Genomic DNA, 19,592 nt, shown 5'->3' with positions numbered 1-19,592 from the left:
GCCCGCCCGTCGTGCTGCTCACTCCCTGCAGATGCTCCGAGCACGGGTCGGGGTTGCCCCGTCCCGCGAGATTCCGGTCAGCCCACCAGGTCAGCCCACCAGGCCGCGGACGACCCGGAGCCCGACCGAGAGCCGGGCCAGGTCCGCGCCCTCGTCGGCGCAGATCTCGTCGAGGGTGGCCGCGGCCCGTCCGACGAGGGTGCCGTCCGCCTCCTCCCAGGCCGCGACCCGGGCGGGTGCCGGCTCCTCGGCGGAGGTCGTGCGGAGCACCTGCGCGGTGAGCTGGGCGTGGACGGAGTGGAGGTCCTCGCGCAGCGCGGCGCGGGCCATCGTCTGCCAGCGGTCCTGCCGCGGCAGGGCGACGATCCGCTCGAGCACGGCCGAGAGGCCCAGCCGCTCGCCGAGGGTGAAGTGGACCCGCGCGACGTCGGTGGCGTCCAGGCCCTCGCGGGCAGCGGTCTCCACGATCCCCAGCACGGCGTACGCCGGCGACAGCACCGCCACCCGCTCGGCGAGGTCCTCGGGGACGCCGTCGCGCACCAGCCGGTCGCGGCGCTGCTCCCACGCGGCGAGCTCCCGGCCGGTCATCAGCTCCGGCAGCCGGGCGACGACCGCCTGCACCGGGCCGCGGAACTCCTCGACCGTCGCCTGGCTGTCCAGCGGCGGCCGGCGGTGCGTGATCAGCCACCGGGTGGCCCGCTCGACCAGGGTGCGCATCTCGATCCGCATCCGGGTCTGGACGGCCGCGTCGATCCGGTTGTCGTAGCCCTGCAGCTCCAGCCGGAGCGGGAGCGAGGCGAAGACCTCCCGCGCGACGAAGTTGGCCCGGGTCAGGTCGGCCGCGCCGGCACCGGTCTCCCCCGCCAGCCGCGGCACGAACGTCATCCCGGCGCCGTTGACCAGGTCGTTGACGACCTGGGTCACGATGATCTCCCGGCGCAGCGGGTGGGCCTCGACCTGCTCGCCGAACCCCTCCCGCACCGGCTGGGGGAAGTAGGAGCGCAGGTCCAGCTCGAGGTAGGGGTCGTCGGGCAGGTCGGAGGCGAGGAGCTGGTCGGCCAGGACGATCTTCGTCCACGACAGCAGCACCGCCAGCTCGGGCGCGGTCAGGCCCTCGTGCCGGTCGAGCCGGCGACGCACCTCCGCGCGGGACGGCAGGCCCTCGACCTCCCGCTGCAGGACGCCCTCGCCCTCCAGCCGCCGCATCCACTCCTCGTGCACGTGCAGCAGCGACGGGGCGTGGGCGGCGGCGTTGGCGAGCGCCAGGTTCTGCTCGTAGTTGTCGCGCAGGACCAGCTCGGCGACCTCGTCGGTCATCTCGGCCAGCACCGCGTTGCGCTGCTTGGTCGTCAGGTCGCCGTCCCGCACGACGCGGTCGAGCAGGATCTTGATGTTGACCTCGTGGTCGGAGGTGTCGACGCCGGCGGAGTTGTCGATGAAGTCGGTGTTGATCCGGCCGCCCGTGCCGCCGAGACCGAAGCGGGCGTACTCGATCCGGCCGGCCTGGGTCAGCCCCAGGTTGCCGCCCTCCCCCACGCACTGCGCGCGCAGGTCGCGGCCGTCCACCCGGATGGCGTCGTTGGCCTTGTCGCCGGCCGCGGCGTGCGGCTCGTCGGAGGCCTTGACGTAGGTGCCGATGCCGCCGTTCCACAGCAGGTCGACCGGCGCCCGGAGGATCGCCCGCATCAGGTCGTTGGGCGCGAGCCGCTCGACGTCGTCGGGCAGGCCGAGTGCGCGGCGTACCTGCGGGGAGACCGGCACCGACTTCGCCGACCGCGACCACACGCCGCCGCCCTCGGAGATCAGCGAGGCGTCGTAGTCCTGCCAGCTCGAGCGGGGCAGCTCGAAGATCCGCCTGCGCTCGGCGTACGACGTGGCCGCGTCGGGGTCGGGGTCGACGAAGATGTCGCGGTGGTCGAAGGCCGCCACCAGCCGGATGTGCTGGGAGCAGAGCATCCCGTTGCCGAAGACGTCGCCGGACATGTCGCCGATCCCGACGGCGGTGAAGTCCTCGGCCTGGCTGTCGATCCCGCGCTCGCGGAAGTGCCGCTGCACCGAGACCCACGCGCCGCGCGCGGTGATGCCCATCGCCTTGTGGTCGTAGCCGACCGACCCGCCGCTGGCGAAGGCGTCGCCGAGCCAGAACCCGTAGTCGTGCGCGACCCCGTTGGCGATGTCGGAGAACGTCGCCGTGCCCTTGTCCGCCGCCACCACCAGGTAGGTGTCGTCGCCGTCGTGGCGCACGACGTGCGGCGCCGGCACGGTCTCCCCGTCGACGAGGTTGTCGGTCACGTCGAGCAGGCCCCGGATGAACGTCCGGTAGCAGTCGACGCCCTCGGCCAGCCACGCCTCGCGGTCGCGGGCGTCGGGCAGCTGCTTGCAGTAGAACCCGCCCTTCGCACCGACCGGCACGATGACGGTGTTCTTGACCATCTGCGCCTTGACCAGGCCGAGCACCTCGGTGCGGAAGTCGTCGCGGCGGTCGGACCAGCGCAGCCCGCCGCGGGCGACCGACCCGAACCGCAGGTGCACGCCCTCGACCCGGGGCGAGTGCACGAAGATCTCGAAGCGGGGCCGCGGTGCGGGGAGGTCGGGGATCTGCGAGGGGTCGACCTTGAGGGAGAGGTAGCGCCGCGGCGCGCCGCCGGGCAAGTCGTCGGCCGGCCGGAAGTAGTTGGTCCTCAGCGTCGCGCCGACGTGGGTCAGGTACGAGCGCAGGATGCGGTCGTGGTCGAGGCTGGCCACCTCGTCCAGCGCGCGCAGCACCTCCTCGCGCAGCTCCGCCTGGCGTGCGTCGCGGTCGCGCCCGTCCTCGCTCACGTCCTCGCCCCCGTCGGTGTGCTCGAGCGCGGGGTCGAACCGGGTCTCGAAGAGCCGGACCAGCAGCCGGGTGATGTCGACGTTGGCGACCAGCGCCCCGGCGATGGAGCTGAGCGCGAACGGCGAACCGCCCTGGCGCATGTAGCGGGCGTAGGCGCGCAGCACCGACGCCTGGCGCCAGGTCAGCCCCGCCGCCAGCACGAGCGCGTTGAAGCCGTCGGTCTCGTTGTAGCCGTCCCACACCGCGCGCAACGTGTCCTGCACCAGCTCCCGCGCGTGCGGCGGCAGCTCGTGGCCGTGGCGCAGGCCGAACTCGTAGACGAACGAGCGGCGCTCCAACCCCGTGAGCTCGTAGGGCCGCTCGTCGACCACCTCCACACCGAGCGAGGACAGCATCGGCAGCACGCTCGAGAGCGAGAGCGGCTCGCCGATCCGGAACACCTTGAGCCGCCCCTCCCCCGGCGCGGCGTCGACCTGCTCGTGCAGGGAGAGGTCGATGCCCTCCTCGCCCGGGATCGCCTCGAGCCGGCCGAGGTCGATCGCTGCCGTGCGCGGGGCGAAGTCCTCCTTGTAGGCCTCGGGGAAGGACTCGACGTACCTCCGCCCGAGCGCGGCGCCGGCCTCCTCGCCGTACTCCGCGTGCACCGCGGTCAGGAAGTCGTCGCGCCAGCTGCGGCTCGCGTCGGCGAGGCGCTTCTCGAGGTCCGCGGCGTCGATCTCGGTGGTCGCCGCGCCCGCGGGCAGGTGGACCACGAAGTGCACCCGCGCGGTGGTCGACTCCCCGATCCGGACCGTGAACTCGGTGGACCCGCCGCCGAGCCGCTCGGCGAGGATCGCGGCGAACCGTTCACGGACCGCGGTGTTGTACCGGTCGCGCGGGAGGTAGACGAGGACCGAGACGTAGCGGCCGTAGGTGTCGAGCCGCGCGAACATCCGCACCGCGCGCCGCTCGCGCGCCTGCATCGCGGCCTCCGCGATCGGGGCGAGCTCGTCGACCGGCGTGTGGAAGAGCTCGTCGCGCGGATAGGTCTCGAGGGTGTCGAGGAGCGCCTTGCCGTCGTGGCTGAGCGGGTCGAAGCCGGACCGGGCGAGCACCTCGGCGGCCTTCTCGCGCAGCAGCGGGATCCGCATGAGCGACTCGGTGTACGCCGCGCTGGAGAACAGCCCGAGGAACCGGCGCTCGCCGACCACCCGGCCGGACTCGTCGAACGTCTTGACGCCGACGTAGTCGAGGTACGCCGGGCGGTGGACCGTGGAGCGCGAGTTGGCCTTGGTCAGCACCAGCAGCGTCTCCTCGCGCGCCTTGGCGCGCACCCGCTCGGGCAGCCGTCCGGACTCCTCGGACTGCGGCGGGTCGAACCGCAGGATGCCGAGCCCGGTGCCGGGGTCGGCGCGCAGGTGGTCGTGGCCGTCGCGCTCCTCGAGGTGGTACTCGCGGTAGCCGAGGAAGGTGAAGTGCTCGTCGGCCAGCCAGGTCAGCAGCTCGCGGCCCTGGCGCACCTCCTCGGGGTCCAGCGGCGGGGGCTGCTCCTCGAGGTCGGCGACGATCTCGCGGACCCGGTCGTGCATCTTGGTCCAGTCCTCGACCGCCTCGCGGACGTCCTCCAGGACCCGCCGGAGGTCCTCCTCGATCCTGGCGGTGTCCTCGTCGTCGGCGACGCGGTCGACCTCGACGTGCATCCAGGACTCCCGCACCGCCCCCGGCGCCGGCTCCTTGGCCCCGTCCTCGACGGGGACGACGGACTGCAGGGCCCCGGTGACGTCGCGGACGACGTCGAAGAGCGGGTGGATCACGACGTGGACGTCGCGCAGCTGGCGGGAGAGCTCCATGGTCAGGGAGTCGACGAGGAACGGCATGTCGTCGACGACCACCTCCACCACCGAGTGACCGGCCGCCGACCAGCCCTGGTCGGCCACCGTCGGCGTGGTGACCCGGATCGCGGCCCGGCCCTGCGGCCGGTCCGCGGCGAGCCGGTGGTGCGACGCGAGCGCGCCGTACACGTCGACCTCGGTGCGGTCCAGGACGTCCTCGGCCGCGACGTGGCGGTAGTAGGCCCGCAGCAGTCCCTCGACGCTGTCGTGGGGTGGTCCCCCGCTCCCGCGCCCCGTCCGCGCCAGCTCGATCGCCCTGCCGATGAGCTCGGCCTTGTCCCGGTCCTGCGTCGCCATTGACACCTCGGTGACCCTAGGCCGTCGTGGACGCCCCCTCAACCGCGCGGGTGGGGCGGCATGATGAGCGCCATGAGGCTCCGTCACGACCTGGTGTACGACGCGCCGCCGCAGGCGGTCTTCGCGATGCTCGCGGACCCGGCGTTCCGCGAGGCGGTGTGCACGGCCATGGGCGTGGTCTCCGCCGAGGTGACCCTGGAGCGGACCGGTGGCGGGTTCACCCTCACCGTCGACCAGGTGCAGCGCACGGACGACCTGCCGTCCTTCGCGCGGACCTTCGCCGGGGAGACGACCCGCGCGGTCCAGCACGAGGATTGGTCCGACACCACCGGGGGCACGGTGCGCATCGAGGCACCCGGCAAGCCGACGACCGTCACCGGGACCGTGACCCTGCGCCCGGAGGGCTCGACCACCCGCGAGGTGGTGGAGCTCGACGTCAAGGTCAAGGTCCCGCTGGTCGGCGGCAGGCTGGAGAAGCTGATGTCGGAGAAGATCGTCGCCGGGCTCGACGCCGAGCACGTCGTCGGTACCGCGTACCTGAAGGGGGCCTGATGGCCAAGCAGATCACCCACGACCTGACGTACGACGCGCCCGCGAGCGCTGTCTACGCCATGCTCACCGACGCGTCGTTCCGCGAGGAGGTCTGCGTCCGGTCCGGCGTGCTGCGCCAGCACGTGACCGTCGAGCCGGCCGCGGGCGACCTCACCACCGGTGCGACCGTCCGCATCCAGCAGTGGCAGAGCGCCGACGGCATCCCGTCGTTCGCCAAGAAGCTGGTCGGCGACGAGATCGAGATCATCCAGGAGGAGACCTGGACCTCCCCCACCGACTGCGACGTCAAGGTCACCATCCCCGGCAAGCCCGGCGAGATGTCCGGCAGCATCCGCCTGCTCGACGAGGCCGGCCACACCACCGAGCACGTCGAGCTCACGATCACCGTCCGCATCCCGCTCGTCGCGGGCAAGATCGAGTCGCTCGTCGCCGACATGCTGCTGAAGTCGCTGAAGGTGGAGAACACCGTCGGCCGGGAGTACCTCGCGCGCTGAGCCGGCGTGGCCGGGCCCGGCGCCGGCGTGGCCGGTCGGCTGCAGGACTGCCCCGGGAAGCAGCCCGCCGGGGGTCAGTCCTCGTCGTCCTCCTGGCGCCGGCGCAGCACGATGACCACGCCGAGCACGAGGAACGGCCCGAAGGCGAGCACGAGGGTCAGCACCTGCTCCATCGGGTGGAGGGCGCCGAGGTGCAGCGGGACCACGGTCAGCCCATGTAGGGGTAGCGGTAGTCGGTCGGCGGCACGAACGTCTCCTTGATCGAGCGCGGCGAGGTCCAGCGCAGCAGGTTCACCGCGGCGCCGGCCTTGTCGTTCGTCCCGGACGCGCGCCCGCCGCCGAAGGGCTGCTGGCCGACGACCGCGCCGGTCGGCTTGTCGTTGACGTAGAAGTTGCCGGCCGCGAACCGCAGCTCCTGGCTGGCCCACGCGATCGCGCGGCGGTCGCGGGCGATGACCGCGCCGGTGAGGGCGTACGGCGCGGCCGCCTCCATCGCGCGGGCGACCTTCTCGAAGTCGCCGTCCTCGTAGACGTGGACGGCCAGGATCGGCCCGAAGTACTCGGTGGAGAACATCTCGTCGGTCGGGTCCCCGCCCTCGACGATCGTCGGGCGGACGAACCAGCCGGTCGAGTCGTCGCACTCCCCGCCCACCAGCACGTCCAGCCCGTCGGTGGCGCGGGCCCGCTCGATCGCGGCGGAGTGCTTGGCGAACGCGCGGGCGTCGATGACCGCGCCCATGAAGTTCGACAGGTCGCGGACGTCGCCCATCGCGATCGCCTCGACCTCGGCCACGAGGTCGTCCTTCATCGCGTTCCACACCGACCGCGCGACGTACGCGCGCGAGGCGGCCGAGCACTTCTGGCCCTGGAACTCGAAGGCGCCGCGGACCAGCGCGGTGCGGACCACGTCGGGGTCGGCGGAGGGGTGGGCCAGCACGAAGTCCTTGCCGCCGGTCTCGCCGACCAGGCGCGGGTAGGCGCGGTAGGAGGCGACGTTCTCACCGACCGTGCGCCACAGGTGCTGGAAGGTCGGGGTCGAGCCGGTGAAGTGGATGCCGGCGAGGTCCGGGTGGCCCAGCGCGACCTGCGAGACGTCGAGGCCGTCGCCGGGGAGCATGTTGATCACGCCCGGCGGCAGGCCGGCCTCCTCGAGCAGCTGCATGGTCAGCGACGCGGCCAGCTGCTGGGTGGGCGAGGGCTTCCAGACGACCGTGTTGCCCATCAGCGCCGGCGCGGTGGGCAGGTTGCCGGCGATGGCGGTGAAGTTGAACGGGGTGATCGCGTAGACGAACCCCTCGAGCGGCCGGTGGTCGGTGCGGTTCCAGACCCCGGGGCTGTTGGCGATCGGCTGCTCGCGCAGGATTTGGGCGGCGTAGTGGACGTTGAAGCGCCAGAAGTCGATCAGCTCGCACGCCGCGTCGATCTCGGCCTGGAACGCCGTCTTGGACTGCCCCAGCATCGTCGCGGCGTTCAGCCGCTGCCGCCAGGGCCCGGCCAGCAGGTCCGCGGCGCGCAGCAGCACCGCCGCGCGCTCGTCGAACGGCAGGTCGCGCCAGCCCGGCGCCGCCTCCTTCGCCGCTGCGACCGCCGCCTCGGCGTCCGCGACCGTGCTGTTCCGGGTCACCCCGAGCACGTGCTGGTGGTCGTGGGGCTGGACGACCTCGATCTCGGCGCCGCCGCCCGGGCGCCACTCGCCGCCGACGTACGCCGGCAGCTCGGCGCGGTCCTTCTCCAGCACCGCCACCTCGGCCAGCAGGGCCTCCCGCTCCGGGGTTCCCGGTGCGTAGGTCAGGTTCGGCTCGTTGACCGGGGCCGGCGGGGTCGTGATCGCGTCCATGGGCGCCACGGTACGAGCCTCAGCCCGAGATCAGGAACTCGATCTCCTGCGTCGCGAACCAGGCCAGGTCCTCGTCGGGGTCGGCGTCGACCGGACGGTCCTCGGTGTCCGCGTGCACGGCCACCACCCGCTTCAGCGGCACCGGCCCGTCGGAGGGGGCACCGTCGGCGAGCTCCGCCACGACGACGACCCGCCGGCCCGGACCCGCGAGCAGCGCCGTCGAGGCGTCCGCGGCGCCCAGCAGCGCGGCGTACTCGCCCTCCTCGGTCTCGTCCGGCGCCACGACGCGGTCGGTCCCGGCAGGGACCTCGCCCGCCGCGTGCCACGCGGCGAGCCCGGTCAGGGTCGTGGGCAGATAGACCCTCACGGGCGGCTCCCTCGAGGTGGGACGGACCGGGGCGGGGTCGCTCCCGGCGAGGTCGGGCGCGGCGCGGACCGGCGTCCCCGCGGAGCCCGCGTCCGGCCGCCGTTGACGGTGTCGAGCAGCTCGTCGAGCGCCTCGGTGAGGCAGGTGCCGAGGAGGTCGGCGTCAGGCAGCCGGTCGCGGTCGGCGGTGATGCCGTAGAACACGCCGCCGTCGTACGACGTGGCGCCGACCGCCAGCGGGTGCCCCTGGACCAGCGGGTGCACGGGGTAGCTGGCGACCATCCGCGCGCCGGCGGCGTACAGCGCCGACTGCGGACCGGGGACGTTGGTGACGCTCACCTGGTAGCCGCGCCGGACCTCCGCGGCGGCCAGCCGGGAGCCGATCGCGTGGAAGGTCGTCGGGGCGAAGCCCGCGATCCCCGCGAGCCGGTTCGCGGCGACCCCGCGGCCGGTGTCCTGGTGGACCTGGAAGGAGTAGCTGACCTGGTGCAGGCGCACCACCGGGCTCGCCTCGCCGACCGGGAGGTCCACGTAGTGCGCGGCGATCTGGCTGCCGAGCGACGTGGCCTCGAGTTCGGTGTCGATGACCGAGACCGGCACGACGGCCCGCATCCGGCGGAAGCCGCGCAGCGACTCGTCGCGCGTCATCAGCCAGGCCCGCAGCCCGCCGGTGACCGTGGCCAGGATGACGTCGTTGACGGTGCCGCCGTGGACGTCGCGGACCCGGCGGTAGTCCTCCAGGCGGGTCTCGACCGTCACCACGCGGCGCTGCTGGGAGAGCGGGCCCTCGAGGCCGCCGGAGCCCTGGGGGCGGCGACCGGCGAGGCCGCCGAGCACCCGCCCGGCCGTGCCGGCGGTGGACTCAGCGGTGCGCAGCAGCGCGCCTCCGGTGCCCCGAGCGGTGTCGAGGACGGTGCGCGGGTGGGCCACCGAGTCGCGCGCGGCCTCGGCGAGCATCGCGGCCGAGGACGGTCGCCGCTGCGGCCGCCAGTCGTCGCCGCCGAGGATCTTCGGCTCGGGGTTGACGTCGAGGAGCAGCTGGCCGAGGTCGACGGTGTCGACCCCGTCGACCAGCACCTGGTGGGCCTTGGAGAGCAGGGCGACCCGGCCACCGGCGAGACCCTCGACGAGGTACATCTCCCACAGCGGCCGGCTGCGGTCCAGCGGCCGGGAGACGATCCGCCCGACGAGCTCGCGCAGCTGGTCGTGGGTGCCCGGGCGCGGGAGCGCCGAGCGGCGTACGTGGTAGGCGAGGTCGAAGTGCTCGTCGTCGACCCACACGGGGTTCGCGAGGCGGCCCGGCACCTGCTGCAGCCGCTGGCGGTAGCGGGGCACGAAGGAGATCCGGTCGCGGATCAGGCACATCAACCGCTCGTGGTCGAAGCCGGACTCCGCGCACTCGAAGATCTCGACCGTCGCGTTGTGGGCGGGCGCGGACGTCGTCTCCTCGGCCAGGATGGCGAGGTCGCGGGGCCGCAGCCGCTCGCTCATCCCGACCACCCTCCCCCGACTGCCCGTCGGTGCTCGTCCCCGGTCCCCGGCGGGGTCCGGCGTCACGGGACCCGTGCCCGTTCGCGCTTGCTCAACGTGCGATTCTGGCAGACGTCACCTACCCGATCCCATGAGGAAAGTCACCAGCATGCACTCGATGCGACGACTCGCGGCCACCGCCGCGGTCCTGGCCCTGACCCTCGCCACGGGCACTGCCTGCGGCGACGACGAGCCCGCGCCCCAGTCCTCCGGCGACACCGAGACGATCGAGGTCATTTTCGAGGGCGGCACGGTCACGCCGAACGGCGAGCGCGTCGAGGTCAGTGCCGGTCAGGACGTCGAGCTGGTCGTGCAGGCCGACGAGGGCGGCGAGATCCACGTGCACTCCTCGCCCGAGCAGACGCTCGAGTACGGCGCCGGGACCACCACGCTGCCGATCACGCTGGACCAGCCGGGTGTCGTCGAGGTCGAGTCCCACGACCTCGACCAGGTGATCGTGCAGCTCGAGGTCCGGTGAGCGACGGGCAGTACCTCGCCCACGGGATCGGCGGCGCCAAGGACCTGCCGATCTCCCCCGAGCTGGCGATCGCCGGCGCGGTGGCCGCCCTGACGGTGTCCTTCACCGTGCTGGCGCTGGCGTGGCGCAAGCCGCGGTACGACGCCGCCACCTCGGGCCGTCCGGCGCCGGCGTTCCTCGAGCGGGTCGTCGACGCCACGGCGTTCCGCGTCGTCCTGCGCGTCCTGGGCATGGCGGTCTTCCTGTACGGCGCGTACGCCGCCGTCCTGGGCCAGGACCTGCTGACCAACCCGGTCTTCGGCATGTTCTACGTGTGGTGGTGGGTCGGCCTGGTGCCGCTGTCGCTGCTCCTGGGGCCGGTGTGGAAGGCGGTCAGCCCGGTCCGCACCATCAACCTGCTGTTCGCCCGGGTCTCCGGCGGCGACCCGGACCAGGGCGTCTTCACCTACCCCGAGCGGCTCGGGGTGTGGCCGGCCGCGATCGGCCTCTACGCCTTCGTGTGGATCGAGCTAGTCTACCCGTTCTCCACCGAGCTGGGTCCGGTCCGGCTCTGGGTCGCGACGTACGTCGCGGTGATGCTGCTCGGCGGCGCGCTGTTCGGCAACACCTTCTACGAGCGGGCCGACCCGTTCGAGGTCTACTCCTCGCTCGTGGCCAAGCTGTCCCCCTGGGGCCGGCGCGACGGCCGGCTCCTCGTGCGGAGCCCTCTCGCCAACCTCGACTCGGTGACGGTGCGTCCCGGCCTGGTCGCGGTGGTGGCGGTGCTCTTCGGCAGCACGGCGTTCGACTCCTTCAAGGAGTCCACGCCCTGGGTGAAGTTCATCCAGTCCAGCGACGTCTCGGTGCAGCTGCTCAACAACCTGGCGATGCTGTCCTTCGTCGTGGGGGTGGGGCTGATCTTCGCGGTCGGCACGATGGCGACCGGGGTCGGCCCCGGCACGGACCGCCGCACCCTGCCCAACCAGTTCGCGCACTCGGTGGTGCCGATCATCGTGGGCTACATCGTGGCCCACTACCTCACCTACCTGGTCCAGGTCGGTCAGCAGACGCTCATCCAGGCCAGCGACCCGCTGAGCAAGGGCCAGGACCTGCTCGGTACCGGCGACTGGGGGGTCAACTACTGGCTCTCCTACCACCCGACGCTGCTGGCGAACACCAAGGTGCTCGCCGTCGTGATCGGCCACGTCGTGGGTGTGGTGGCCGCGCACGACCGCGCGATCCGGCTGCTGCCCAAGCGGCACCAGCTCACCGGCCAGCTGCCGCTGCTGCTGGCGATGGTGGCCTTCACCGTCGGTGGTCTCTACCTGCTGTTCGCCGCCTGAGCCCCTGGCCGGGCCGCCGCCCGGCCGGCGTGGAGCGCGCCGGCGGCGCCCCGGTCCCCGGAGCCGGCAGCGCCGGCGGGTGCAGGCTGTCCACGACGGCCGCCACCGCACGGGTGACCGGGGACCCGCCCGACTCCAGCAGCGTCCGGCCGGCCACCACCGCCCGGTCCACGCCGGCGCGGTCGTCGGGGACGAAGTGCAACGAGGCCACCCGCCCGAAGCCGGCCACCATCCCCGCGACGTCCTTCTCCGACCACCCGAGCGTCGGACGCATCCGGTTGACCACCACCCGCACCGGCATCCCGCCGGTCACCTCCGCCAGCTCGACGAGCCCGCGCGCGAGGCGCGAGAGACCGACGGGGTCGGCCGTCCCGACCACGAGCAGCTCGTCGGCCGCGCCGACCGCCTCGAGGGTGAGCCGGTTGCGTCCCGGGCGCCCCGGGTCGAGCCCGTCCTCCTCGAGGCTGGGCCCGGTGTCGACCACCGTGTCGCCCTGGTCGCGGGCCACCTCGAGCAGGTGGTCGAGCGCGCCGGCGCGCACCTCCGCCCACCGGTCGGCCCGCGGGAGGCCCGTGACCACGCTGAGGTGCTGGTCCAGGGCGCGCTGGACCGCGGTGAAGCCCTCGGCGAGGGTGCCCGCGGTCGCCAGCCGCGCCGCCGACAGCAGCCCCGAGACCTCGTCGAGGATGCCGAGCTGCTGGGCGACGGTCCCGCCGTACGGGTCGGCGTCGACCAGGACCGTACGGCGCCGCCGGGCGGCCAGCTCGGCGGCGACGGCCGCGGCCAGCGTGGTCCGGCCCGGTGCCCCGGCCGGTCCCCACACCACCACCGTCCGGCCCCGGGGGCCGGAGGGCTTCCCCGCCCCGGGGACGACCGGCTCGCCCAGCGGCGCGCCCGCCGCCCCACGGGGGACGGTCGGCGGGGCGTCGGGCGTCGAGACCGCCGCGACGACGGCGTCGGGCAGCAGGTGCAGGGCGGCCTCGCCGACCACGCCCGGGATGCCGATCCGGGAGGCCCGCAGGCGGCCGGCGTCCACCGCGTCCGACGGCACGACCGCGACCGGTTGCACCCCGTGGTGCCGCAGGTGGTCCACCGCGGCGGCGTCGAGGCCGGGCGCGTCGATACCGACGACCGCGACGTCCGCCTGGCCCGCCGACGCGGCGGCGAGCAGGTCGTCGACGTCCACGCACCGCTTGAGCACGACCACGTCACGCCGACCGTCGATGCGGGTCAGCGCCTCGGACTCCCACGCGGCGCCGGCCGCGACCAGCAGGACGACGACGGGGTTCACGAGACCTGCGCGACGGTCGTGACCGCGTTCTCCACCCGGGACAGCCGGGCGAAGAAGTCCTCGGCGAGGTCCTCGGGCACCGCGACCACCAGCTGCCGCTTCCCGGTCGTCCCGAAGCCGTCGTCGAGGCCGGGGGCGTCGACGACCACGACGTCGTCGAGCGCGGGCCCGTCGGGCGTGCCCGCGGTGCCCCCGAGGTAGACGTCGACGACCGAGCCGTCGTCGACCGCGGGCGGCACCAGCTCGGCGTCCACCGCGAGCGGGACCGACACGGTGCCGGTGTCCTCGACCGAGCCGACCGCGGCCCGCGGCAGCAGCTCGCCCGACCCGACACCGCGCAGCAGCGCCAGGTCGGCCGGGAGCTGCTCGTCGACGGTGAAGTAGCGCCCGACGGCGGAAGGGTCGGCGAAGCGCACCCGCTCGGCCACCAGGTCGGACTCCGAGACCACGTCGCCGGCGCCCAGGTCCGCCCCGACCGCCCAGACCTGGACGGTGTCGTCGGCGCTCTCGAGCAGCCGGGCGCCCAGGACGACCGACCCGGCCACGATGAGGACGCCGATCCACAACCGGGGGTCGCGCCAGCCCGGCGACCCTGTGCGGGTCGCTGCGGGCGGCGCGGCGGAGTTCCCCTGATCGCTGGCCACGGGCACAGTCTGCAGATCCGGGCGCTCCTCGTCACCCCGTCATCCACAGGCGGCGGGGCGCCGGCGGGGCGCGGTGGCGCGAGGTGCCACCATGGCCCCATGGCCGGTACGCCTCGCTTCCTCACGCTCGCCGACGTCGCCGAGGTGCTCAACACCTCGAGCGCGCAGGTGTACGCCCTGGTGCGACGCGGCGAGCTCCCGGCCATCAAGATCGGCGGGCGCGGCCAGTGGCGGGTGGAGTCCAGCCAGCTGGAGGACTTCATCCAGCGGATGTACGACCAGACCCGCACCTTCGTCGACGAGCACCCCTACGTGGAGGCGGAGCCCCGCCCGGAGTGACCGCCGCAGCGGGCCCGCGGCGTGCGCGCGGGCCGGCGCTCAGCCGGTCTCGGAGCCGAGCGTGATCTCGACGTCGCGCTCGTCGCCGTCGCGCCGGATCGTGAACTCGATCGTCTCGCCGGGCTGGTGGGTGCGGATCGAGACGATCAGCGCGATGCCGTCGGTGACCCGCTCGCCGTCCACGGCGACGATCACGTCGCCCGCCTCGAGGCCTGCCTCGGCGGCCGGCGTCCCCTCGATGACCTCGTCGATCTCCGCGCCGGTGCCGTCGCGCTGACCGGTCTGGACCTGCGCGCCGATGACGGGGTAGCTGGCCTTGCCGGTGCGCAGGATCTGGTCGGCGGTGATCCGCACCTGCTCGATCGGGATCGCGAAGCCGACGCCGATGTTGCCCGACTCCCCGCCGCCGAGCATGCCGCCGCCGGTGGTGGCGATCGCGGAGTTGACCCCGACGACCTGGCCGCGGAGGTTGACCAGCGGTCCCCCGGAGTTGCCCGGGTTGATCGCCGCGTCGGTCTGGACCGCGTTGATGTACGAGGAGTCGTTGGCGGAGTCCCCGGTGGTGACCGGCCGCTTGAGCGCGCTCACGATGCCGGCGGTGACCGTCGAGCTGAGCCCGAGCGGGGACCCGATCGCCACGACGCCCTCGCCGACCCGCAGGGCGGTGGACGCTCCGAGCGCAGCGGGCTTCTTCTCCTCGATCTCCGCGGCGTAGAGCACCGCGAGGTCGTAGACCGGGCTGCGCCCGACGACCTCGGCCTCGTACCGGTTGCCGTCCTGGTCGACGATCTCGATCGCGCCACCGGACCCGGCCGCGTCGGCGACGACGTGGTTGTTGGTGACGACGTGCCCGCGGGCGTCCAGCACGAAGCCCGATCCCGTCGCGCCGTTCGCCTCTCCCTCGAACTCCGCGGAGATCTGCACGGTGCTCGGCAGCAGCTCCTGGGCCACCGCGGCGACCGAGCCCTCCTCGACCTCGATCGGCGCCTCGGTGCGCACGTCGTCCTCGCTCAGCCCGGCGCCCACGAGGTCGGATCCGGAGCGGTCCTGCAGCTCCTGGTACGCCGCACCGCCGGCGACGCCGCCGATGAGTCCCACGACCAGGGCCACGGCCGCGACGACGGGCCAGATCCATCCCGGCACGCGCCCGCGGGGCGGCGCGGGGCGCTGCCCCTGCGGGTACGGCTGGGGGAAGGGCTGGCCGTACGCCTGCGGGTAGGGCTGGGGCTGCTGCTGGGGGGAGGGCTGGGTCCCGCCCCACTGCATCGGCCGCGGCTGGCTGGTCGGCGGGACCCACGAGTCCCCGGCTCCGGCCTGCGGACCGGCCTGCGGAGCCGACTGGGAGGCCGGCTGGGAGGCCGCCGACGGCGCGGGACCCAGCGGCTGGGTCTCCTCGGTGCCGTCGGGGCCGGACTGCTCGTCGTTCACGTCCACATCATGACGGGCGGCTGGTCGGCGGCGGGCCGCGGCCTCAGGGGCGGCGCAGGGACGAGGGCCCCGGCGTGGGGGTCGGCGTGGGGGTGGGAGAGCTCGGGTAGCTGATCTGGGTGACCGGGGTGCGCCGGTCGACCGGGGGCGCGTCGGCCGGGGCCGCCCCGAGCGCGATGACGCCCATCACCGCCGCGCCGACGGCACCGCCGCCGATCGCCACGAGACCCGCCGTACGCCGGCCACGGTGCTGCTCGCGGTCGACCGCCAGGGCCAGGTAGACGTCGCCGGGCGGCAGCGCCGGCGGGCCGGCGGGCCCGCAGCGCAGCGCGCCCTTGAGGTGGTCCGGCGCGCCGCCGCAGTCGCCCATCGAGAGTCCGAGGAGCCGGGTCTTCACCCAGCCCTCACGCTCGACGAGGTCGCGGCAGGTGTGGCAGCTGTGGACGTGCGCCCAGGCGCGCTCGGTCTCGGCCGCGTCCAGCTGGCCGTCGAGCAGCGCGCTCACCTTCGCCCCGAGGTGACCCATCACCGCTCACCGCCCGGGACGAGCGTGTCGTGGCCGACCGGGCCGGAGTAGCGCTCGCGCCCGTCGGTCGGCGCGCGGTGGGCCAGCGCCTTGCGGAGCATGGCGCGACCGCGGTGGATGCGGGAGCGGACGGTGCCGAGCTTGGCGCCGAGGATCTCGGCGATCTCCTCGTAGGAGAGCCCCTCGACGTCGCAGAGCACCACGGCCGCCCGGAAGTCGGGCGGCAGCGTGGCCAGCGCCCGCTCCACGTCGTCGTCGAAGCGCTGGTCGGCGTACGCCGCCTCCGGCGCCGGCGCCGGGCTCGTCAGCCGGTCGGCCCGCTCGTCGGAGAGGGCGTCGAAGCGGATCCGCTGCTTGCGGCGCGCCTGGTCGAGGAAGAGGTTCGTGGTGATCCGGTGCAGCCAGCCCTCGAACGTCCCGGGGGTGTAGCCCGACAGCGAGCGGAAGACCCGGACGAAGACCTCCTGGGTGAGGTCCTCGGCGTCGTGGCGGTTGCCCGTCAGGCGGTAGGCCAGGCGGTAGACGCGGTCGGAGTGCTGCTCGACGACCTCGTCCCAGGTCGGCACCCCGGGGGTCGCCCCCGGTGCTGCCTCGGGCTGTGCGCCGCGCTCGTCCATGACGGTCCCTCTCCACCAGACCACTGCGTTCCCCTCACCGTAGGTGCGATCGCTGAGAGATCCCTGTGAGCCCGGTGGCCCACGTCCCCACCAACGGGCGGGGGCGCGCCGGTGTTCCCGGGTGATGCCCGGGGCCAGGGCGCGATAGGTTCAGCAGGTGACGACGACGCCGGTGAGTGCTGCCAGCTGGAGCTATGCCGAGGAGTTCGTGGCCGAGGACGAGGTCCTCGCCGCCGCGCGCGCCCGCGCCCAGGAGGTGGGCGTGGTCTCGATCGGCCCCGGGGGCGGCGCCGCGCTGCGCTTCCTCGCCTCGGTGCTGGACGCCCGGGCGGTGGTCGAGATCGGCACGGGCACCGGGGTCTCCGGCCTCTGGCTGCTGCGCGGCATGCGTGGCGACGGCGTCCTGACCACCGTCGACATCGAGACCGAGCACCAGCGGCTCGCCCGCCAGTCCTTCAACGAGGCCGGCATCGCCAGCCAGCGCGCCCGCACGATCTCGGGTGCCGCGCTCGACGTGCTCCCCCGCCTCACCGACGGCCACTACGACCTGGTCTTCTGCGACGGCGACAAGCGAGAGTACGCCGCGTACCTCGACGAGGCGCTGCGGCTGCTGCGGCCCGGCGGCGTGGTGGCCTTCGACAACGCGCTGTGGCACGACCGGGTGGCCGACCCCGCCCAGCGCGACGAGGAGACCGTCGCCGTTCGCGACCTCGGCCGCACCGTCGCCGAGCACCCCGACCTGGTCAGCGTCCTGCTGCCGGTCGGCGACGGCCTGCTCGTCGCCAAGAAGACCTGGAACCCCGAGTCCGACTGAGCCGTGCCGCGGGGCCTGCCGACGGGCCTGTCGCGGCGCCTGTCGACGGGGCCGGACGCGCCGGCATACCGGGGTAGCCCGTTGCTTACCGGGGCAGATCTACCCCGGTAAGCGCGGGAGTCCCCGGTGAACCGGGGACTCCTGCAGGCGCCCGCGCCCCCGCGCCCCCGACTCCTCAGGCGAAACCGGCACTTCTCAGGGGTTGCAACCCCTGAGGAGCGCCGGAATCCCCGGGGCCCCGGGGATCCCGACAACCGCACCCGGCCTCAGGCGGACACCTTCCGCGGCCACCAGAACCGGTCGCCGAGGAGCAGGGCGGCGGCGGGGACGAGCACGGTGCGCACGATCAGGGTGTCCAGCAGCACGCCGATGCAGATGATCGTGCCGAGCTGGGCGAGCACCACGAGCGGCAGGACGCCGAGCACGGCGAACACCGCCGCGAGCAGGATGCCGGCGCTGGTGATCACGCCGCCGGTGGCGGTCAGGGCGCGGAGCATGCCGTCGCGCGAGCCGTGCTCGCGGGCCTCCTCGCGGGCGCGGGTGACGAGGAAGATGTTGTAGTCCACGCCGAGCGCCACCAGGAACAGGAACGCCAGGAGCGGCACCGACTCGTCGAGCGCGGAGAACCCGAGCGGACCGGTGAACAACCACCAGGCGGCGCCCATCGACGCGGCGTACGTCGCGAGGACGGTGGCGACGAGGACCAGCGGCGCCACGACCGAGCGCAGGAGCAACAGCAACGCCCCGAGCACGAGGCCCAGGATGAGCGGCAGGATCACGAGCCGGTCGCGCGCGGCACCCTCGCGGGCGTCGATCGCGGAGGCCTCCGTGCCGCCGACGTGGGTGTCGCCGAGGCCGTCGACCTCCTCGCGGATCGAGGCGATGGCGTCCTCGGCCTCCGCCGACCCGGGCGCCCCCTCGAGCACGACGTCGAGCTGGGCGACGCCGTCGCCCTCGGGACCCGGCCGCACGGAGGCGACGCCGGAGGCACCCTCGACCGCCTGGGCGACCTCCCGCGGGTCGGCCGTCGTGATCACCCGGGTGGGATCGGTGAGGCCGGCGGGAAAGGACTCGGCGAGACGGGTCGAGGCCGAGATCGCCTCGGGCTCGTCGAGGAACTGCTCGTCCTGGTCGAGACCGGTGCTGATCCCGAACAGCCCGACGGTGAGGACCGCCAGGACCGCGACCGTGCCGGTGGCGAAGGCGGCCGGGCGCCGCGCGACCCGCGAGCCGATCCGGTGCCAGAACGTGTTGGTGTCGACGAGCGCGGCCTGGCCGGTGCGGGGCACCTGGGGCCAGAAGATCCAGCGACCGCAGAGCACGAGCACCGCCGGGAGCACCACGAGGGCGAAGAACGCCGCGACCACGATGCCGATGGCGCAGGCCAGCCCGAGCCCGCGGGTCGTCGGCACGACGGAGAGCAGCAGGGTGAGCAGGCCGAGCACCACCGTCGTCGCGCTGGCGAGCACCGCCTCCGCCGTCCGGGCGAGGGCCTTGGCCATGGCGTCGTACCGGTCCTCGACGTGCCGCAGCTCGTCGCGGTAGCGCGAGATCAGCAGCAGGGCGTAGTTGGTGCCGGCGCCGAAGACCAGCACTGACAGGATGCCGACGGTCGACTCGTCCCACGCGACGTCGAGGGCGGCCATGACCTGGGTCGAGGCGACCGCGGAGAAGCGGTCCGCGATGCCGACCACGAGCAGCGGGACGATCCAGAGGACGGGACTGCGGTAGGTGATGACGAGCAGCAGCGCCACGACCGCCGCGGTGACGGCGAGCAGCCGGAAGTTCGCCCCGTCGAAGACGGCCGCGAGGTCGGCCTGGACCGCCGCCGGACCGGTCACCTGGGCCGTGGTGCCGTCGGGGGCCGCCTCGTCGAGCCGGTCCCGCAGGTCCTCGACCTCCGCGGCGACGTCGCTGGCCGACCCGGAGCCCACCTGGACGATCGCGATCGCCGCGGTGCCGTCCTCCGCGACCGAGACCGGCCCCTCGGGTCCGCCGCCGAGGGCGTCGAGGTCCTCGGCCACCGAGCGGAGCTCCCCGACGGCGCCGCGGTCGATCGTCCCCTCGTCGGCCGTCCAGACGACCACCGCGGTGTCGGAACCCTCGTCGGGCAGCCGCTGCTCGAGCTCGGTCGCCAGCGTGGAGTCCAGCCCGCGGGGGGTCTGGTCGGTGGGCTGCTGGGCGCGCTCGCCCTCGCCGAGCAGCACCATGCCCAGCACGGCGGCGACGAGCGGCAGGAACGCGAAGAGCCAGGCGGTACGCCGACCCGCCACCACGGACGTCACGGGATGGGTGGCCTGGTCGGACCGTTGGTGTGGCACGGGGGTTGCTCCTGCACGACGTAGGATTCACTAGGTACCTAAGA

At 73.9% G+C, this 19,592-nt stretch carries 17 protein-coding genes; 6 read left to right on the top strand and 11 right to left on the bottom strand.

What is annotated here, in order from left to right; genetic code table 11:
- Nucleotides 1–90: 90 nt before the first annotated feature.
- Nucleotides 91–4,989 (bottom strand): NAD-glutamate dehydrogenase, encoded by a 4,899-nt coding sequence (locus AB0N29_RS01465; protein ID WP_364865417.1) that lies wholly within the window; start codon nt 4,987–4,989, stop codon nt 91–93.
- A gap of 72 nt (nt 4,990–5,061) precedes the next feature.
- Between AB0N29_RS01465 and AB0N29_RS01460 the strand changes: the two genes are divergently transcribed.
- Nucleotides 5,062–5,541, top strand: a complete 480-nt coding sequence (locus AB0N29_RS01460; protein WP_302270116.1) for a DUF2505 domain-containing protein — start codon at nt 5,062–5,064, stop codon at nt 5,539–5,541.
- A complete protein-coding gene (locus AB0N29_RS01455) occupies nt 5,541–6,035 on the top strand; it encodes a DUF2505 domain-containing protein (protein ID WP_302270115.1) in 495 nt (164 codons plus the stop codon). The genes AB0N29_RS01460 and AB0N29_RS01455 overlap by 1 nt, the downstream gene beginning before the upstream one ends.
- Before the next feature lie 74 nt (nt 6,036–6,109).
- On the opposite strand, the gene AB0N29_RS01450 is transcribed toward AB0N29_RS01455, so the two are convergent.
- From AB0N29_RS01450 to AB0N29_RS01435, 4 genes are read right to left on the bottom strand one after another with little or no spacing between them, the layout of a single operon-like run.
- A complete protein-coding gene (locus AB0N29_RS01450) occupies nt 6,110–6,241 on the bottom strand; it encodes a hypothetical protein (protein ID WP_302270114.1) in 132 nt (43 codons plus the stop codon).
- Between the two features lie 2 nt (nt 6,242–6,243).
- Nucleotides 6,244–7,872: an L-glutamate gamma-semialdehyde dehydrogenase gene (gene pruA, locus AB0N29_RS01445; protein ID WP_364863507.1), complete on the bottom strand. Its 1,629-nt coding sequence runs from the start codon at nt 7,870–7,872 to the stop codon at nt 6,244–6,246.
- 19 nt (nt 7,873–7,891) lie between these two features.
- On the bottom strand, nt 7,892–8,239 hold the full coding sequence (locus tag AB0N29_RS01440) for a hypothetical protein (RefSeq protein ID WP_364863505.1): 348 nt from the start codon (nt 8,237–8,239) through the stop codon (nt 7,892–7,894).
- On the bottom strand, nt 8,236–9,729 hold the full coding sequence (locus AB0N29_RS01435; RefSeq protein ID WP_364863503.1) for a wax ester/triacylglycerol synthase family O-acyltransferase: 1,494 nt from the start codon (nt 9,727–9,729) through the stop codon (nt 8,236–8,238). The genes AB0N29_RS01440 and AB0N29_RS01435 overlap by 4 nt, the downstream gene beginning before the upstream one ends.
- Before the next feature lie 157 nt (nt 9,730–9,886).
- Here AB0N29_RS01435 and AB0N29_RS01430 point away from each other — a divergent pair, with 157 nt between their 5' ends.
- Nucleotides 9,887–10,246 (top strand): hypothetical protein, encoded by a 360-nt coding sequence (locus tag AB0N29_RS01430; protein WP_364863501.1) that lies wholly within the window; start codon nt 9,887–9,889, stop codon nt 10,244–10,246.
- Nucleotides 10,243–11,568, top strand: coding sequence for a hypothetical protein (locus tag AB0N29_RS01425; protein WP_364863499.1), 1,326 nt, complete (start codon nt 10,243–10,245; stop codon nt 11,566–11,568). Before AB0N29_RS01430 ends, AB0N29_RS01425 begins: the two co-directional genes overlap by 4 nt.
- On the opposite strand, the gene AB0N29_RS01420 is transcribed toward AB0N29_RS01425, so the two are convergent.
- A complete protein-coding gene (locus AB0N29_RS01420; RefSeq protein ID WP_364863497.1) occupies nt 11,531–12,859 on the bottom strand; it encodes a hypothetical protein in 1,329 nt (442 codons plus the stop codon). The genes AB0N29_RS01425 and AB0N29_RS01420 overlap by 38 nt on opposite strands.
- Nucleotides 12,856–13,503 (bottom strand): hypothetical protein, encoded by a 648-nt coding sequence (locus AB0N29_RS01415; protein WP_364863495.1) that lies wholly within the window; start codon nt 13,501–13,503, stop codon nt 12,856–12,858. The genes AB0N29_RS01420 and AB0N29_RS01415 overlap by 4 nt, the downstream gene beginning before the upstream one ends.
- A gap of 99 nt (nt 13,504–13,602) precedes the next feature.
- Between AB0N29_RS01415 and AB0N29_RS01410 the strand changes: the two genes are divergently transcribed.
- Nucleotides 13,603–13,842, top strand: coding sequence for a helix-turn-helix domain-containing protein (locus AB0N29_RS01410; protein ID WP_302270103.1), 240 nt, complete (start codon nt 13,603–13,605; stop codon nt 13,840–13,842).
- 39 nt (nt 13,843–13,881) lie between these two features.
- Here AB0N29_RS01410 and AB0N29_RS01405 read toward each other — a convergent pair whose 3' ends face one another.
- The 3 genes from AB0N29_RS01405 to sigE are packed head-to-tail and all read right to left on the bottom strand — an operon-like array spanning nt 13,882 to nt 16,413.
- Nucleotides 13,882–15,270, bottom strand: coding sequence for a trypsin-like peptidase domain-containing protein (locus AB0N29_RS01405; RefSeq protein ID WP_302270102.1), 1,389 nt, complete (start codon nt 15,268–15,270; stop codon nt 13,882–13,884).
- Nucleotides 15,271–15,313: 43 nt separating this feature from the next.
- Nucleotides 15,314–15,775, bottom strand: coding sequence for a hypothetical protein (locus tag AB0N29_RS01400; protein WP_302270100.1), 462 nt, complete (start codon nt 15,773–15,775; stop codon nt 15,314–15,316).
- 20 nt (nt 15,776–15,795) lie between these two features.
- Entirely contained in the window at nt 15,796–16,413 is a 618-nt protein-coding gene (gene sigE, locus AB0N29_RS01395; RefSeq protein WP_302270099.1) for an RNA polymerase sigma factor SigE, read from the bottom strand.
- Between the two features lie 157 nt (nt 16,414–16,570).
- Between sigE and AB0N29_RS01390 the strand changes: the two genes are divergently transcribed.
- Nucleotides 16,571–17,227, top strand: coding sequence for an O-methyltransferase (locus AB0N29_RS01390; RefSeq protein ID WP_302270097.1), 657 nt, complete (start codon nt 16,571–16,573; stop codon nt 17,225–17,227).
- Nucleotides 17,228–17,493: 266 nt separating this feature from the next.
- Here AB0N29_RS01390 and AB0N29_RS01385 read toward each other — a convergent pair whose 3' ends face one another.
- Nucleotides 17,494–19,548, bottom strand: a complete 2,055-nt coding sequence (locus AB0N29_RS01385) for an MMPL family transporter (RefSeq protein ID WP_364863491.1) — start codon at nt 19,546–19,548, stop codon at nt 17,494–17,496.
- Nucleotides 19,549–19,592: the final 44 nt, after the last annotated feature.

The sequence above is a fragment of the Nocardioides sp. NPDC092400 genome (assembly GCF_040684155.1).
Lineage (GTDB): Bacteria > Actinomycetota > Actinomycetes > Propionibacteriales > Nocardioidaceae > Nocardioides.
Note: the sequence above shows the minus strand (reverse complement) of the source record. Positions and strands in the feature narration are given on the sequence as shown.

Coding starts and splice junctions, on each gene's coding strand:
- AB0N29_RS01465 (WP_364865417.1), bottom strand. CDS start 4,989: ATGGCGACGCAGGACCGGGACAAGGCCGAGCTCATCGGCAGGGCGATC.
- AB0N29_RS01460 (WP_302270116.1), top strand. CDS start 5,062: ATGAGGCTCCGTCACGACCTGGTGTACGACGCGCCGCCGCAGGCGGTC.
- AB0N29_RS01455 (WP_302270115.1), top strand. CDS start 5,541: ATGGCCAAGCAGATCACCCACGACCTGACGTACGACGCGCCCGCGAGC.
- pruA (WP_364863507.1), bottom strand. CDS start 7,872: ATGGACGCGATCACGACCCCGCCGGCCCCGGTCAACGAGCCGAACCTG.
- AB0N29_RS01435 (WP_364863503.1), bottom strand. CDS start 9,729: ATGAGCGAGCGGCTGCGGCCCCGCGACCTCGCCATCCTGGCCGAGGAG.
- AB0N29_RS01430 (WP_364863501.1), top strand. CDS start 9,887: ATGCGACGACTCGCGGCCACCGCCGCGGTCCTGGCCCTGACCCTCGCC.
- AB0N29_RS01410 (WP_302270103.1), top strand. CDS start 13,603: ATGGCCGGTACGCCTCGCTTCCTCACGCTCGCCGACGTCGCCGAGGTG.
- sigE (WP_302270099.1), bottom strand. CDS start 16,413: ATGGACGAGCGCGGCGCACAGCCCGAGGCAGCACCGGGGGCGACCCCC.